The organism is Nitrospira sp. SG-bin1, assembly GCA_002083365.1.
In the GTDB taxonomy this organism is placed as follows: domain Bacteria; phylum Nitrospirota; class Nitrospiria; order Nitrospirales; family Nitrospiraceae; genus Nitrospira_D.
Window position 1 is genome coordinate 1 of the sequence record LVWS01000045.1, and the last position, 14,762, is coordinate 14,762.

17 protein-coding genes and 1 other annotated feature are annotated in these 14,762 nt (G+C 54.6%); of the genes, 6 read left to right on the forward strand and 11 right to left on the reverse strand.

Annotated features, from left to right (window positions below; genetic code table 11):
* The first annotated feature begins 676 nt into the window (after nt 1-676).
* From A4E19_09860 to A4E19_09875, 4 genes are all read left to right on the forward strand, one after another.
* Nucleotides 677-1,018 carry a hypothetical protein gene (locus A4E19_09860; protein ID OQW30217.1) on the forward strand — a complete coding sequence of 114 codons (342 nt, stop codon included), beginning with the start codon at nt 677-679 and terminating at the stop codon, nt 1,016-1,018.
* Nucleotides 1,019-1,419: 401 nt separating this feature from the next.
* Nucleotides 1,420-1,812, forward strand: a complete 393-nt coding sequence (locus A4E19_09865; GenBank protein ID OQW30218.1) for a DUF4440 domain-containing protein — start codon at nt 1,420-1,422, stop codon at nt 1,810-1,812.
* A 254-nt stretch (nt 1,813-2,066) separates the two neighbouring features.
* Nucleotides 2,067-2,387: a hypothetical protein gene (locus A4E19_09870; GenBank protein OQW30219.1), complete on the forward strand. Its 321-nt coding sequence runs from the start codon at nt 2,067-2,069 to the stop codon at nt 2,385-2,387.
* Between the two features lie 351 nt (nt 2,388-2,738).
* Entirely contained in the window at nt 2,739-3,146 is a 408-nt protein-coding gene (locus A4E19_09875) for an acetyltransferase (protein OQW30220.1), read from the forward strand.
* Between the two features lie 30 nt (nt 3,147-3,176).
* On the opposite strand, the gene A4E19_09880 is transcribed toward A4E19_09875, so the two are convergent.
* A complete protein-coding gene (locus A4E19_09880; GenBank protein ID OQW30221.1) occupies nt 3,177-3,413 on the reverse strand; it encodes a hypothetical protein in 237 nt (78 codons plus the stop codon).
* A 111-nt stretch (nt 3,414-3,524) separates the two neighbouring features.
* Between A4E19_09880 and A4E19_09885 the strand changes: the two genes are divergently transcribed.
* Together A4E19_09885 and A4E19_09890 are read left to right on the forward strand one after the other, a co-directional pair.
* Entirely contained in the window at nt 3,525-4,994 is a 1,470-nt protein-coding gene (locus tag A4E19_09885; protein ID OQW30222.1) for a hypothetical protein, read from the forward strand.
* Between the two features lie 105 nt (nt 4,995-5,099).
* Nucleotides 5,100-5,582: a hypothetical protein gene (locus tag A4E19_09890; protein OQW30223.1), complete on the forward strand. Its 483-nt coding sequence runs from the start codon at nt 5,100-5,102 to the stop codon at nt 5,580-5,582.
* Between the two features lie 54 nt (nt 5,583-5,636).
* On the opposite strand, the gene A4E19_09895 is transcribed toward A4E19_09890, so the two are convergent.
* The 10 genes from A4E19_09895 to A4E19_09940 form a co-directional block, all read right to left on the reverse strand.
* Complete coding sequence (locus A4E19_09895) at nt 5,637-6,062, reverse strand: hypothetical protein (GenBank protein OQW30224.1); 426 nt, start codon at nt 6,060-6,062, stop codon at nt 5,637-5,639.
* 245 nt (nt 6,063-6,307) lie between these two features.
* A complete protein-coding gene (locus A4E19_09900; protein ID OQW30225.1) occupies nt 6,308-7,375 on the reverse strand; it encodes a hypothetical protein in 1,068 nt (355 codons plus the stop codon).
* Nucleotides 7,376-7,422: 47 nt separating this feature from the next.
* Nucleotides 7,423-7,974 carry a hypothetical protein gene (locus A4E19_09905; protein ID OQW30226.1) on the reverse strand — a complete coding sequence of 184 codons (552 nt, stop codon included), beginning with the start codon at nt 7,972-7,974 and terminating at the stop codon, nt 7,423-7,425.
* Nucleotides 7,975-7,979: 5 nt separating this feature from the next.
* Nucleotides 7,980-8,201 (reverse strand): hypothetical protein, encoded by a 222-nt coding sequence (locus A4E19_09910; protein ID OQW30227.1) that lies wholly within the window; start codon nt 8,199-8,201, stop codon nt 7,980-7,982.
* Between the two features lie 890 nt (nt 8,202-9,091).
* On the reverse strand, nt 9,092-9,511 hold the full coding sequence (locus A4E19_09915) for a globin (GenBank protein OQW30228.1): 420 nt from the start codon (nt 9,509-9,511) through the stop codon (nt 9,092-9,094).
* Nucleotides 9,511-10,623 (reverse strand): glycine cleavage system protein T, encoded by a 1,113-nt coding sequence (locus tag A4E19_09920; protein OQW30229.1) that lies wholly within the window; start codon nt 10,621-10,623, stop codon nt 9,511-9,513. The genes A4E19_09915 and A4E19_09920 overlap by 1 nt, the downstream gene beginning before the upstream one ends.
* A gap of 18 nt (nt 10,624-10,641) precedes the next feature.
* A complete protein-coding gene (locus tag A4E19_09925) occupies nt 10,642-11,067 on the reverse strand; it encodes a histidine kinase (protein ID OQW30230.1) in 426 nt (141 codons plus the stop codon).
* Between the two features lie 90 nt (nt 11,068-11,157).
* Nucleotides 11,158-11,580: a hypothetical protein gene (locus A4E19_09930; GenBank protein OQW30342.1), complete on the reverse strand. Its 423-nt coding sequence runs from the start codon at nt 11,578-11,580 to the stop codon at nt 11,158-11,160.
* Between the two features lie 143 nt (nt 11,581-11,723).
* Nucleotides 11,724-12,524 carry a ribose 1,5-bisphosphate isomerase gene (locus A4E19_09935; protein ID OQW30231.1) on the reverse strand — a complete coding sequence of 267 codons (801 nt, stop codon included), beginning with the start codon at nt 12,522-12,524 and terminating at the stop codon, nt 11,724-11,726.
* A gap of 9 nt (nt 12,525-12,533) precedes the next feature.
* Nucleotides 12,534-14,393, reverse strand: a complete 1,860-nt coding sequence (locus A4E19_09940) for a phosphomethylpyrimidine synthase ThiC (GenBank protein OQW30343.1) — start codon at nt 14,391-14,393, stop codon at nt 12,534-12,536.
* A 169-nt stretch (nt 14,394-14,562) separates the two neighbouring features.
* Nucleotides 14,563-14,665 (reverse strand) — a binding site (TPP riboswitch).
* Nucleotides 14,666-14,762 lie beyond the last annotated feature (97 nt).

Below are 14,762 nucleotides of genomic sequence, written 5' to 3' on the forward strand. Positions count from 1 at the left end.
GGTTCTTCAACAACTTTGGCCCGGGCGCTGTCGGCAACAAGGTCGATTCGTTCCACGTCGCGTTGCAGCTGCAATACTAGTTCGCACGGGACTGTCTCCAGTTAGCCCTCTCAGAATGGTGGATCGACTGCAAGGGTGATTGGTTCTTTTGTGAGGTTCTAAGACGAGAGAATGGGAGGAAGTTCTTAAAGAAAAACAGGTAACGGCAATCGGCACATGCCCGTGCCGGCATCGAAGAGGGATTTGCCCACTTCCACTTTTACCGCGGGGTCCCCACGCCTTTCTGGGGACCTTGCACCCTCCCGAACGAAGCGGACAGGGTTTTGGAAACAGTCATTCCCAGGGCCTTGGCCTATATCCATCGACCTTTGGTTAATTCCTGGCGTTTCATCAGTGATGTCTGCCTCTCTTTTCAGGATTTTCCCGATGGGTCCATGCCATTTCCTCCAATATACTGCAGCAATGGGAAAAGCGTTCATTCACTGTGAGCAATGTAAGTGACTGTTGATGCCGGAGCGGCGCATGAGTCGCCGTGTCGAGGAAACGGGGTTACGAAAGTCGCCGATGTTGCATGACCCGTCGTGATACACGGAAATGACGGAATGAAAACACAGTGTGAGTGAGCAGGATGGGCCGGATGGGGCTTGCTGAGAAAGGAGGGGGGAGGTGAAGCGGCATGAATTTGAAAGGGGTGATACTTGAAGACGGCCGAGGAAGGGAATTTGTGTTGGTGTGCGAGCGGTCTCATATGCGGTTCGAAAAGACCTTCGCGCTCCGAGGATGGCAACGGCGGCGCCTGGTTCCACTTCACTATACGGAGCGGGAGCTTCGAAAAATCGTCGGCGGAGTGCTGGATGCCCTGGATGACTTGTTTCGAAGTCTGCCGAGACTGCATGAGCATATCGACGGCATGCCTTCTGATGGCGCCAACTTTGCCACACCGCTACGGAGGAAGACATTGATGTTGAGGAAAGTCGCCAGATTGGAAGAGGAGGCGGTGAAAGGAGGGAAATCCTAATATTCTGTGACCAACATGACGGCAGCAGTTGAACTGCTTCGTTCGCATTTTGTCTGTTGCGTAAAGAGAAGCTCTTGTGATTCTTGATAGAGAACTTGCCATTACGGTAATGAACGCGTTGTTCCTCCGACCTCTTATCTGTACATAAAACGGTGTTTGGTAGTCGCGAACCTATTCAGTTCTTTCCTGCAAACAAGTTAGCGTCGGTAACGTGCTCTCCAGCCTACCTATACTCTCACCTTGGCCAGGTGATACGCCGAAAGCTTCATGGTTGCGATGGTTCAGATAGGAAGGCTCTTCCTGAATTCGCGGTTGAAAGTCCCCGTTGCTTGTGAGAAATGTCCTCGCAGTGCCACGCTCGCTTGCAGTATGATACGGCTCCGCCGACCGGGAGATGCTGCGTGCTAAAACAGCGTATCGAAGCCGTCACGAAAACCAACCAGATATTCTACGATGCTTTTGAGAGTCTCGACATTGCGAAAATGGACGCGATCTGGGCCCATCAAGAATATGTCACCTGTATTCATCCGGGTTGGACCATCCGTTCCGGATGGCCCGCCGTCCGTGATTCCTGGGTGTTGATCTTCAACAACACCTTTTCGATGAAGTTCGAGCTCACCGATGTGATGGTCCAGGTGGCGGGCGATATGGCATGGGTCATCTGCGTCGAGAATCTCACCACCCAACAATCCGACGAACCGCAACAAGCCAAGGTCCTCGCGACGAACCTATTCGAACTCATCGGCGATGAATGGTTGATGATCCATCACCACGGGTCGCCGGTGATGGGGTGAACGAGGCGAGGAATAACGAGCCTCACGTTTGTTCACGCCGCCGAGATGGTGAGGCGGCAGGGCAAGTGTTGATCGGGGCAGTGGGCGGTGCTCGCTCAATGCGCGCAGGAGAAAACCACACAGCGTCCCGCTTATAAGAAAAAGAGGGTTAAGGTGTTGGCCAACGCGCGACCTCGGAAGGTCCTGGCTGAATGCGTTAAAGAGAAAAGAGCGTAAGAATTAGAACTTCATTTCAATAGGTTGGTAGAGAGCTGATGGCATCACATAACTACTGGGATTGGGGGACGCTAATCTCTTCTGCGGTAGGCGCTCTTATTGGGAGTGCCCTAACTCTACTGGCTACGTATGTTGCCCATCGACTTCAAATGGCAACACAGAAGCAAAATGATGCTGATCAGTTGAAGGGTCTGCTGCAAGCGATTCATGACGAAGTCGAGTCTTTATGGGACGGTTATGTTCGTAGCGCGGGAGCTCAGATAGAGGCATTAGGGGATGGACAGCCTATGCTCATGTATTGGCCCATCACGCAGGACTACTTTACGATCTACAATACAAACACATTTTTTGTTGGATGAATCAAAGATAATGATCTTCGCAAGGCGATTGTGTTGACATATGCAAGGGCTAGAGGGCTAATTGACTCTTTTCGTATGAACAATGATCTTGTCCATAAGTATGAATATGCCAGCCTGCTTTTTCAGGAGTCACAGAATCCCACTCATCAGATAATGGCAAGTGGACACCTTCAAGTCTTAATAAAATACGCTGCAGGACTGAAGAAACCGTCATGAGGAACTAAAGATTCTCGTGAGCGATCTTCTTCGCCGATTGCATAAAGAGGGAGTCCTGAGCAAACACGCCTAGCCAAATAGTTTCGAGTGGCGAGATAGTCGGCGCAATGATGTGATACCTTATCTTCAATAGGCATGTCCCATTCAATCCGGCGAGCAACGCTTCATGATCTCAATCGACTCGTTCCCCTCTTTGATGCTTACCGCCAATTCTATGGACAACCTTCTGATCTGATTATTGCCAGGCAATTCTTGAGCGATCGTTTTGTTCGGAATGAGTCGGTGGTCCTCATAGCTGAAGACGGCGCTGGGAGGGCGGTTGGTTTTGCGCAGCTGTACCCAACCTTTTCATCCATCCTTGTCGCGCCGATGTATGTGCTCAGCGACTTGTTCGTCATACCTGACGCCAGGCGGCGAGATGTAGGGACTCAATTGCTCAAGTCGGCTGCCGAAACGGCTCGTGCCAACGGCGCGGTTCGTGTCGAATTAGCAACCGCGATTACAAACGCTCCCGCCCAACGACTCTATGAAGCCTTGGGATGATGGCTTGTCGCTGTAGCAGAATAAGGGTAATTACAGCTTCGGTGCGACAGCAGGCACGTCGTCCGTACGGAGCGTTTTCATCCATTCGGCGGCGATGGTATCGCGTTCCTCCATCGTCATGCCGGCATAGGCATGAAACATCTGAGTACCGCGGCGACGGCGCCAGGTGAGAAAGCTGAGGAAATGGTCTTTGCAGATGGAATGTGTACCGGCCGGAGCATAGGGGTTCTCCAGACAGTTGGGTACGCAACAGTGGGTATCCAACATCGCGGATCTCCTGTGAACCAGCTTAGTATGCCGGTCGGTTGTACCGGTTTTCAAGTCCGCGGTTCGCTCTGCTGCTTGACCCTTCATCATTGCATAGGGTAGGAGTGCCCGATGCGTGCGTTCCTTCAACAGGCCGGTATTCTGATCCTTCTCGCCTTATTCATCGGCTGCTCGGCCTTTCCGCGTGAAAGTATTCGTTCCGACGGTTCATCGACGGAAACGACCGCGGTTGGATCGAATCTCTTACCTCAGGGTGTCGCGGTCGGCGACGTGAGTTCACAACGCGCGTTGCTCTGGCTGCGTACCGACGGACCGGCTTCGGTTCAGATCGAGTGGGCTACCGTTTCACGATGGGACCTGGCATTGAAGCAGGCGACCGTCGTGACGCCGGTGCCGAGAACGGCTTCCATCTTGACGACTGCTGAGACGGATTACACTCTCACTATCCCACTGGAGGGGCTGAGTCCCGCGACACGTTACCGCTACCATGTCCTGATCGATTCTGCCGACCAGAACACCAGGCAGCGCTCGGCGAGCCTCGCCGCCAAGGGCGAATTTACGACGTTGCCCGACGAAACGACTTCCGCCGTGGTGACGTTCGCGTGGAGCGGGGATCTCGGCGGTCAAGGACGCTGCCGCCAGGGCGCGAGCGGCTATCCCATCTTTGATATGATCCATCGGCACAGTCCCGACTTCTTCCTATTTCTTGGGGATACGATCTATAGCGACAATCCTTGTCCCTCGCCACCGAACGAGCCAGGTGCTGATTTCAAAGCGACCACCTTGCAGACCTATCGAGCGCGGCACCGTTATCAGCGCGGCGCCGAGGCGCTTCGTCGATTTTTGAGAACGGTGCCGGTTTATGTGATCTGGGACGATCATGAAGTAAGGAACGATTTTGCCGGTCCGTATGACGATCAGATGCCGGCAGGACGTCAGGCGTTCCGCGAATACTGGCCGATCGCGTCCCCTGAGCAGGATCCCCATCGCATGTATCGGAGCATTCGATGCGGGGCCGATCTCGAACTTTTTATACTGGATACCAGGCAATATCGCAGCCGGAACGAGGATAGAGACGGGCCATTCAAAACGATGCTGGGGAATGACCAATTGAAATGGTTGCTTGATGGGCTACGCACCTCTACGGCAACATGGAAAGTCATTGCCACTTCCGTTCCACTGTCGATCGAGAAAGTCGGTTTGGGCAACGATGGGTGGGGAAATGAGCCGACCGGAACCGGCTTTGGAAGAGAACGGCAGCTGATTGTCGATGCCATCCTCGGACATACGGTCAAGAACGTCGTGTTTCTCGCCGGGGATGTGCATTGGGTCCAGGCCAATGCCTATGATCCTAATCAAGACGGGATCATCGATTTTCATGAGTATATGGTAGGTCCTCTCTCGGCCAGGCCGGGAAGGCTTACCGCCGCCAGCGATGAACTGCATCCCATGCGATTGGTGAATGAGTCGGGGTATCAGAACTTTGGCCTGGTCCGTGTCACGAAGGACGTGTTTGAAGTGACGGTGGTGGACGAGGCCGGAAATCGGCGATTTTCTCATCGTGTGCCGGCTGGGCAGTAATGCCATCTTATCACGCCAGCCTCTTGCAATTGCCGCAGATGGCCGGGTACCGTACGGCTCCCGAGTTCACTGAGTGTCTCCAACGAGAGAAAGGAAGCATAAGTCATGTCTGAATTAATGTCCGCCGATGATGTTTTCTCGAAGGCTGAAGCGGCGGCTGTAGCCTCCACCGGACCGGATGAAAAGGCTCTGCAGATCGATTATGAGGCGCTCAAAAAAAAGTTCCGGAGCGCGTTGGGTGATCGCAAGATCGTTCTCTGTCATATCAATAGATTCTTGCCGGAAGGATACGAAGATCAAGGTCGATTCAATCTCGCGCTGCTGACGGCGGGGAATGTCGTATTCGACATCGTCATCGGCGATTCCTATTTCCGTTACGACGTTGTGTCGGTCGGTCAATTGGATAAGGTGCAGGTGATCGACGCGATGTGGGACAACCGCGAAAAGCGTCGGGAAGAGCCGTTCTTGAGCCTGCGTTTGATGCACGGGGAGGAAGCTCATTTGCTGTTGGCGTTGGACGACGAAGAACGGGCCAGTCTTTTGAGATTCGCCAGGGCAGTCACGGCGGCACGCAATCCGGAACGCTGATTTTCGCGAAGCGTCAGGCATGAATATGTTGTCATGCCTGAGCCACGGCCCTCGCTAATCCACCTCATTCCATTTCTCGCAGGGGTCGAGAGTTTCTTTGGAAGTCTCTCGCCAGATGAGGCAGAGTTTCGTCTCGTGCGGATTGCCGACCGCATCTGTATAGGACACGACGCCGAGGATCACGATGAACCAGTCTTGGCGCTCCAAGTGCATGCCTTGCACGTCGGTGAGCGGAGTGATCAAGGAAACGGTCTGGGGTGCAACAGATCCTGGATCGATCTCGCCAACGTTTTGAGCATCGGGCGCGAGTTGCAGTGGCATCTTCCAATCCGGAAAGCTGTTCGAAGTCCAGACGGTCATCACGAGACGGGTTCTGGTCGTTCGAGCAGGAGAGTGCCCGGTATTCTTGAGAAGGACCGTCGCGGTTGGGACATTGTGTTGGACGAGAGGACCGACGATCGTGGCTTCCTCAACCACCACTTTTGGTCCGTCAGCGGACTGAGGCCTCTTGTTTTGTATCGACACCGTGCCGGAAACTATGACCAGGCCTGCAACTATACCGATTAGAAGGTATCTGTGTCTTTTCAGGACACCCTCCGAGCTTGATGGCTCGAAGGGTGCCTCTTTGTGGCCGGTGCCGGACTCTGGCTTAAGAAGGCTGGTCATTCATTTGATAGATAGGTGCCTCTGAGTGAGAAAACGTCCTTCAGAGAACAACAGTGCAATCACTCTGTGGCGCTCGGTTTCGCCTGACCATTGGAGAGCAAATTAGGTGGCGGCCCAATCGGTTCAAAATTCTTCAGCAACGGGACATCGTCTTTGCGGACCCACAGAATATCGTGATTGTACGAATCGCGAGGGCCAGAACCGCCCGTGAATGTTTTGCCGTCCGGCATAAAGGTCCAACACATATCTTCACCGGCAGTATTGATGGTATCGCCCAAGTTTAGCGGCTCTTGCCATTCGCCTTTCGGGTTTTGGTGGGAGATCCACATATCATGTCCGCCCCTCGAGCCCATGTCCGGACGGGTACTGGTGACAATGAGACTTTTCCCGTCCTTCGACAGGCCGGTCCAGTGCATATGATCACGGTAGGGCGAATTAATGCGAGGCCCTAGGCTCTCCGGTTTCTGCCAGACGCCGTCTTTCTTCTCGACCTTCCAGATATCGCTGTCCTGGGTCACGCCCGGCTGCTGATAGTTGAAGTAGATGAGGTTGTCGGAAGCAATGATCGGACAGTGCTCCTCGCCCGTCGGCGTATTGATGTGGGGGAGCTCCGGGACATCGTTCCAATTTCTGGCCGGTTGCCAAACGCCATTGATTTTCTGCGTCACATAGAGGTCGCCGGTGGAGAGATTGCCGGGCTCGTATCGTGTGAAATAGATAACATTGCCGTCATCCGAGAAACTCGGTTCCAATTCCCAGGCAGATGTATCAATGTTCGGCCCCACGGTCGGATCAATGTCTGGTCCCAAATGAATCGGCTCTTGCCACGCGCCGCTCACCTTGTGAGACATCCAGATGTCGAAGTTGTAAGATACGCCTGGTGAGGGAATACTTCCTTTGCGCCCTGAGACGAAGATGGCCGACTTTCCATCGGCACTGTAGGTCATCTCGATCTCCGACTCCGATGAGTTGATCGGCTTACCCATATTTTTCGAGAGGGAGGAGCTCATATGTGCCTGTTCGCCGTGTGGCATGTCCATGCCGGACATCGCACACGTTATGGTGGGAATAAGAAAAAGTGTGAGGGTTGCCACACAGTGATGAGCACGCAACGTGTGCGTTTTCATAGAACCTCCGTATTTCGATCCAGGCCTCCGAGGGTGGAGAGCTCCTGCTATTCCTTCGCCCGTGCGGTCACTACAATCGCCTGCATGACAGACCGGAACGGACTGTCTCGACCGATTTTGACCAACGCTGCCGTCACCGCATCGATGATGGGACTAGGCGACGCGCCGCGCTCTTGAATCTCGGCGAGAATTAGCGCGCCTTCAATCAACCCGATCGCCAGTGACCTCACAGATGTACTATAACACTCCAGTGGGACGGTCTGAATCTCCACCTGGTCAAATCCGTTTGCAATCAGCAAACTTTGTAAGACATCAACATCGGCAAAGCTATAGGGCGCTTTGAAAAACTGCGGTGGATTGTCCGGGAAGAATTTTGAAACGGTCTCGTGCACGATGACGCCGTAGGGATTGCGCTCCATACGATCCCATACGTTGAACGCGAGCAGGCCATCATTGACCAGGACTCGGCGCATTTCGCGAAACGCGCGGTCTTTATTCGGCACGAACATGAGCCCAAACTGACATACTGTGGCATTGAACGAGGCATGGGGAAATGGCAGGTCCACGATGTCTGCCTGTTGCCAGCGTATTCCCTCCATATCTTTCAGTCTCTTTTGCGCATAGTCGAGCATGCCGGGATTGATATCGGTTGCCGTCGAGTGACGATGCCAGTTCCGCAGGCCATCTCAAGAACGGTGCCTTCCGTGCATTCCCTGGCCACGCGCCGGGCAAGATCGATGGCATAGCGCTCAAACAAGGCCGGCCCAAGGTGCCGTTCATACAGATCGCAGACCGGCGCGTAGTCGTGTTCGATGGTGCTGCTCATTGTGATGGGAGAAAGTCCTCTCTATGTGCCTGGCAGTTTCCAGGAAACCAGCGGTTCGGTTCAAGTTGAAACTGAATTGTGCCGATCCTAGTTGCCGCACAACCGATGAGGAGCGTGCAAGTTGCCGCTATGGTCGCATGATGGAGTAAAACGAACGGACGGCGCATCAGTGATGCAAACGGTTACCATGGAATGTGTGGGCTAGGATAGTTTCGTTTCGGATTATGTGAATGATGCCGCTTGTGCTTCGTCAGCGCAGATTCTGAGCGAAGGCGAGGTAAACAGAGAGGGAGTGGCGGTCGCGGCTAGCCTACGTCTTCGCCTAAACTCTTCCGAAACTTCCTCTGGAGACCTGATAGCGACCTTGTGAGCGTACTCTGAGAGGTCGCCGAATGAGAGTGGTCTCCAGAGGCTCTGATGGTTCCGGACTTTTCAGCGGCACAAAACCGGTTCACGTCGATCCAGGCTTCGCATCCGATTGAGATCGGTTCCGCCTGAAGTGGGTGATCATTGGAATTGTTGAAGAGGAAAGCCATTTCGTCCTTCACTACTCTTGACTCACTTTACCGTCCAGTGTCGCTTCCGCCTATTCCTCTCTAGTAGGTCGTGTCATCCCGATGCTTCCTGAAGACGGGTCTGAGCCAATCGCTAGACCTTACGCCACTTGCCAATTCTGATATCGCCTTGAGCACTGGTTAGAGCAAAGAGAATGCCACGTGAACGATGGGGGATCGGAGCCAGTATTCGGTTGATTTGTAGGACAATGGTGGTGCAGTAGATCTCATGAAGTTTGTAGTCCTGTATTCAGAAGGATGCAGGACTGTATCCTAATGTGCGTGAGTGAAGGGAATCGATCAGTTTGTGCAGGCGGCTAAGGGAAGGGCAGAGGCCTAAATTTCTCCGGCATTCACTTGCCGGACTCGTTCGGCTGGAATACTGAGCGCAGCCAAGAGATAGTCCTTCAATTCGGCACTGTACGGCTGGACGGCAAGGGCTCGCTGCATGCATAAGAGCCAGGCATCGCGTTCTTCGTAGCCAATAGGGAACCGTTTATGCGCGCCGGGAATGCTGATCGGCCCATAGTGCTGTTGAAACAGCCTCGGGCCGCCGAGCCAACCACAGAGGAAGTACGTCAATTTCTTACGTGCATCGGTGAGATCAGGGGGGTGCATGTTTCGAATGATCTTCGCTTCCTGCAACGTATCCATGTTGACGTAAAATTCATCGACCAACTTGGTGATGCCTTCGATCCCGCCGGCCGCCTCATAAGGGGTCACACTGACGCTGTCTTGTTGTTCGTGCGTGGACATCAGTCGCTTTGGGTAAGTTGATGCTGCTTCGTATGGAAGGGTAGGGTGTGGACCGTGGCCTCGTGTCGCCGGCCGCCGATTTCGATTGAGAGAGCAGTGTCTGGCTTACTAAAATCCCTAAGTGGAAACCCGAGCGCGATCACCTGATTCAGCTGCGGCGAACGGACGGCACTGCTGATCCAGCCCACTTCACGGTCGCCGCTATACAGTTTGGCTCCATGCGGTGGAACAACGGAATCTTTCAAGACCAGCCCGACCAACTTGCGGCGTACATTGCCGTAGGTATCCATGCGTGCCACGACTTCTTGCCCCGGATAACACCCTTTGCTCAGGCTGAAGGCCTTGCCTTCAAGATTCGCTTCGGGCGGCACAATCTCTTCGTTCAAATCCGGCCCGGCCTTCGGGATGCCGGCTTCGATGCGCAAGGCTTCCCGCGCGTGGGTGCCGATGGCTTTGATGCCGAACTTCGCACCGGCCTGCATGGCACTGGTCCATGCGGTCAAGAGACTATCCGCAGGAAGCAGCACCTCGATGTCGATCTCTCCCGTTTCTTCGGTGCATAACACCAGGGCATGATGGCCGCCGATCTGCGCCGTGACAAAATCGACCGGCTTCAAGTCCGTAACCTCCACGCCGAACGCGGATTGCACCACATGGGTGGCCTTTGGTCCGCTGATCAACAGCAGCCCCCAGCTCTCGGCACAGTTCTCCATCTTGGCTTTGGTCCCGTAGAGCAGGAATTTGCGTAGGGCTTGGAACGTGATTTCCCCGATCTCGCCCACGTCTTCCAGCGTGACCGCTTCAGTCTGTATGTACAGGCGGAAGTACGTGAGCATCTTGCCTTTGTGGGTTAACAAGCTGGAATAGCGGCCGTGCCCCGGTTGGAGAGGAAGGATATCGTTGCTGATGACGCTTTGCAGCCACTTCACACGATCTTCGCCCGTGACCCTGAGCTTGCCGCGATGGGAGAGGTCGGCGATCCCCACTGCCTGGCGGACCGCGCGATGTTCGGCCACGACATCGCCATAATGAGCCGGCATTTCCCAGCCCGTGATATCCTGAAACGTCGCTCCGAGTTGGGCATGTTGCTGATGAAGGCGAGACTGTTTCATATTCCGTGTAAAAATGTCTTATGACTTGATGACATGGTTGTTGATGACCTCTTCCACCAGCTCCTTCGTGCGAGCCGAAAATTCATTGCGGGAAACGATCTTCGTCACGCCGAGCGCTTTGGCACGATTCCAGGTCTCGACTTCTTCATGATTGGCGAAAGCCAGCGTCGGAATGCTTTTCAGCCGCGGGTCGGCGTGCAGCTTTTCCAGCGCCTGAAAAGCGTCGAGGGTCAGGTCGTTCATATTGAAGATGATCGCGCCCGGGTTCGCCGACAAGGCCTTGTCGACAATGTCCTGTTGCGTACGTGCTTTTTCAAGCTGGTATTCCGGTTGTCGTAACGCGTCTCGCACTTTGGTGTAGAAGAACAGATCGGTGATGGCGACCAGAATCGCTTTCTTGTCCGGTCGGTCTGTCGTGTCCGTCTGGTGCCCCGTTGTGTTCATGTGTGCGCCTCGACTTTGGATTCCATAGAACCGTCCGTAAGACCGACTGCTAAACTGACGTGAGAGACAAGATTGATCAAATAGAATATTTCAATTTAAGGAGCTGACCAGTCGTCCGAGCGCCTTCCTCGCCAGCGTGTAGTTCGGGTCCAGGGTGAGCGCTTTCTTATACGAATCGATAGCTTCCGTCCAATTTCCTTTGCGTTCATATACACGGCCAAGATTGAGGTGCGGATAGGCCGGACTTTCGTATCGCTTTGCCTGTATCGCCTTCTGAAACCAGGGAATGGCCTCGTCAAATTCACCCTTCTCGATCAGATAAGCGCCGATATCGTTGTAGGGGTTGCCGAAGTCCGGGTCCTGCGCGATGGCCTTGTGGCATTCCTCAATCGCCTCGTCAATCCGTCCCATCCAGCTATAGGTCCACCCCAAGAACGTGTGGGCCTCAGCCGTGGGATGGGTGGCCAGCGATTTCTTGTACAGGTTGACGGCCTCTTCCAGTTCACGCTTCATCTGTTGCTCATAGGCCTGCTGAAAGAGATCCCACGCCTGACGCTTGTCTTCCTCGCGCCCTTCGCCTTGCAGTAAGAAGTCTTGAACATCCATAAGGAGTGGCTGTGAGCCGTCGGCTCCGGTCCGGAGCCGACGGCTGAAGGCTATTCGCTTTTCAGCTTTTTCTTAATTAACTCTGCTCCGTACCGACCGGACAGCAGCATCGAGCCGAAGGCAGGCCCCATTCGTGGCGTGCCATACACGGCGGCGACGGCCAATCCGATGACGAAGCAATTGGGATACACCTCTCCGGTGCGGTCCATGACTTCTTCTTCGGATCGTGCGACCCACATGGCGCCGTTTCCCGGTACCTTATTATACAGATTCCGCTTGTGAAGGAGCTCGACCAGCACCGCATCGTGGCCGGTGGCATCCACGACGATCTTGCTCTCAAGAGCGATGGGATCGACGTGGATGATGTCATGCCCCGCCATCTCGGCGGTGGTGCTGTTGACGACGACTCCCTCCAATAGGCCCTCCTGGCGTAGGATCAAATCCACCACGCGTGTGAGGTTCATGATCTTGGCGCCCGCTGTGTATGCGGCGGCGATCAAGGCTCCTGTGGCGTGCGGCGGATCGACCATATACATCCCCTCGCACTCATTGATCTTTTTGCAAGGCACCCCGATCTCTTCGAGGATTTCATTTGCCGGTTCGCAGATGGTGGCCTTATTCATGAGATACCCGCCGGACCAGAAACCTCCTCCCAGGGCCAAACTTTGCTCGATGAGGACGGTGCGAAATCCCGTTGCCGCCAGGTCATGGGCACAAATAAGGCCCGATGGTCCCGCGCCGACGATAATGACGTCGCTTTCGATCAGTTGATCAAACTCTTTATAGTATTCCCGGGCAATCTGCCGGGTGATATCTCGTTCACGTAACGGGGCTGGTCGTGGTTTGGCCATAAGACACTCCTACCGGTAAATCTCGGAACCGGTTTTCTTAAATTCTTCGGCCTTCTCTTGCATGCCGATTTGAATCGCCTGCTGTTCATCGATCTGCAACTGGGCGGCGTAGTCTCGAACATCTTGCGTGATTTTCATGGAGCAGAAGTGAGGACCGCACATCGAGCAGAAATGCGAAACCTTGGCTGCATTGTCCGGAAGCGTTTCGTCATGGAACTGGCGTGCCGTTTCCGGGTCGAGCGACAGATTGAATTGGTCTTCCCAGCGAAACTCGAATCGCGCCTTTGATAGGGCATTATCCCGCGCCTGGGCGCCGGGATGGCCTTTGGCCAGGTCCGCTGCATGCGCGGCAATTTTATAGGTGATGACACCCGTCTTGACGTCCTCCCGGGTCGGCAACCCTAAATGTTCCTTGGGAGTGACATAGCAGAGCATGGCGCAGCCGTACCAACCGATCATGGCGGCGCCGATCCCCGAGGTAATGTGGTCGTAGCCGGGGGCAATGTCGGTCGTCAAGGGACCTAAGGTGTAAAAAGGAGCCTCATGACAGGATTCGAGTTGTTTTTCCATGTTCGCCTGAATCATGTGCATGGGCACATGGCCCGGTCCTTCGATCATCACCTGCACATCATGATGCCAAGCAATCTTGGTCAGCTCGCCCAAGGTCTCGAGTTCGGCAAACTGCGCTTCGTCGTTCGCATCCGCGATCGATCCCGGTCGAAGTCCGTCACCGAGACTGAAGGCGACATCGTAGGCCTTCATGATTTCGCAGATCTCTTCAAAGTGAGTATAGGCGAAGTTTTCCTGATGGTGGGCCAGGCACCATTTCGCGTGGATCGATCCGCCGCGCGACACAATGCCGGTCATGCGCTTCGCGGTCATCGGCACATAGGCCAGGCGCACGCCGGCGTGAATCGTAAAGTAATCGACGCCCTGTTCCGCCTGTTCGATCAGCGTATCGCGGAAAATTTCCCATGTCAGGTCCTCTGCCTTGCCGTTCACTTTTTCGAGTGCTTGGTAGATCGGGACCGTTCCGATCGGCACCGGTGAGTTACGAATGATCCATTCGCGTGTCTCGTGAATATTCTTGCCGGTCGACAAGTCCATCACGGTATCGGCTCCCCAGCGGGTTGACCAGATCATTTTCTCGACTTCCTCTTCGATCGAGGAAGCGACTGCGGAATTGCCGATGTTGGAGTTGATCTTCACGAGGAAGTTCCGCCCGATGATCATCGGCTCGCTTTCCGGATGATTGATGTTCGATGGGATGATCGCCCGGCCACGGGCGACCTCATCGCGCACGAACTCCGGGGTGATCACGCGAGGAATATTTGCACCCCAGGCAAAGCCGGGATGCTGCTTCACGCCACCGCCGTGACCATTGTGGGATGCAGACGCGGATGTTGCGTAGTGCGCTTGGTTCTCACGGATGGCGATAAATTCCATCTCCGGCGTGACGATGCCTTTTCGTGCATAGTGCAGCTGGGTCACGTTTCGTCCAGGTTTGGCTCGCAAGGGTCGGCGGATGTGCTGAAACCGAAGTTCGGCCAACTTCGCATCAGCCGCCCGCATGCGTCCGTAGATCGAGCTCACCTCCGAAAGTTCTTCCACGTCTTGGCGGCTGAGTACCCAGGGGCGGCGTAACGGGTGAAGTCCCTTCCGAACGTCGATCATGACGGCGGGATCGGTGTAAGGACCCGAGGTATCATAGATCACGACGGGAGCATTGTCTGATTTCGTCCCATTCGCGCCTTTGGTCTGGGTCAGACTGATTTCCCGCATTGGAACACGGATACCGGGCTGCGCACCCTCTATGTACACTTTGCGCGATGCCGGAAGGGGCGTGGTGGTCAATGGAGAAGTTGGAATCCCATTCCCGTTAGCGGATCCGTTCGTATTGGCTTGGATGCTCATAAAGAGATCCTTTCATAGTGTGTCGGAGTTTGCGGACAAGCAAACTGCGCATGTCGACGCGGCAATCTGGTAATAAAAAAGCCGCTTTCCCCTGAGCCGGGAACGCGGCTGAATCCTCACTGAGTCCGCTCTGGTCCGGCTTCCCTACGCTGGTATTACCCAGGTCAGGTTGTGAGGGTCGTCCGATCATTCGGACTCTCAGCCTCAGGGCTCCCCTAGCTCTAGCGTAGCGATCGTATTACTCGGAACGCGCGAAGTCAACCGGCTAATGGACCCATACTGTCCACTATCCTTTGGGACGGGGTAACTAGGACTTTTCCTCGC

Bases quoted from the DNA above. Each gene is read 5' to 3' on its own strand.
- A4E19_09875 (OQW30220.1), top strand. From the start codon at position 2,739: ATGTCCCATTCAATCCGGCGAGCAACGCTTCATGATCTCAATCGACTC.
- A4E19_09915 (OQW30228.1), bottom strand. From the start codon at position 9,511: ATGTCCACGCACGAACAACAAGACAGCGTCAGTGTGACCCCTTATGAG.
- A4E19_09860 (OQW30217.1), top strand. From the start codon at position 677: ATGAATTTGAAAGGGGTGATACTTGAAGACGGCCGAGGAAGGGAATTT.
- A4E19_09870 (OQW30219.1), top strand. From the start codon at position 2,067: ATGGCATCACATAACTACTGGGATTGGGGGACGCTAATCTCTTCTGCG.
- A4E19_09890 (OQW30223.1), top strand. From the start codon at position 5,100: ATGTCTGAATTAATGTCCGCCGATGATGTTTTCTCGAAGGCTGAAGCG.
- A4E19_09930 (OQW30342.1), bottom strand. From the start codon at position 11,580: ATGAAGCGTGAACTGGAAGAGGCCGTCAACCTGTACAAGAAATCGCTG.
- A4E19_09905 (OQW30226.1), bottom strand. From the start codon at position 7,974: ATGGAGGGAATACGCTGGCAACAGGCAGACATCGTGGACCTGCCATTT.
- A4E19_09920 (OQW30229.1), bottom strand. From the start codon at position 10,623: ATGAAACAGTCTCGCCTTCATCAGCAACATGCCCAACTCGGAGCGACG.
- A4E19_09885 (OQW30222.1), top strand. From the start codon at position 3,525: ATGCGTGCGTTCCTTCAACAGGCCGGTATTCTGATCCTTCTCGCCTTA.
- A4E19_09925 (OQW30230.1), bottom strand. From the start codon at position 11,067: ATGAACACAACGGGGCACCAGACGGACACGACAGACCGACCGGACAAG.
- A4E19_09910 (OQW30227.1), bottom strand. From the start codon at position 8,201: ATGAGCAGCACCATCGAACACGACTACGCGCCGGTCTGCGATCTGTAT.
- A4E19_09880 (OQW30221.1), bottom strand. From the start codon at position 3,413: ATGTTGGATACCCACTGTTGCGTACCCAACTGTCTGGAGAACCCCTAT.
- A4E19_09935 (OQW30231.1), bottom strand. From the start codon at position 12,524: ATGGCCAAACCACGACCAGCCCCGTTACGTGAACGAGATATCACCCGG.
- A4E19_09900 (OQW30225.1), bottom strand. From the start codon at position 7,375: ATGAAAACGCACACGTTGCGTGCTCATCACTGTGTGGCAACCCTCACA.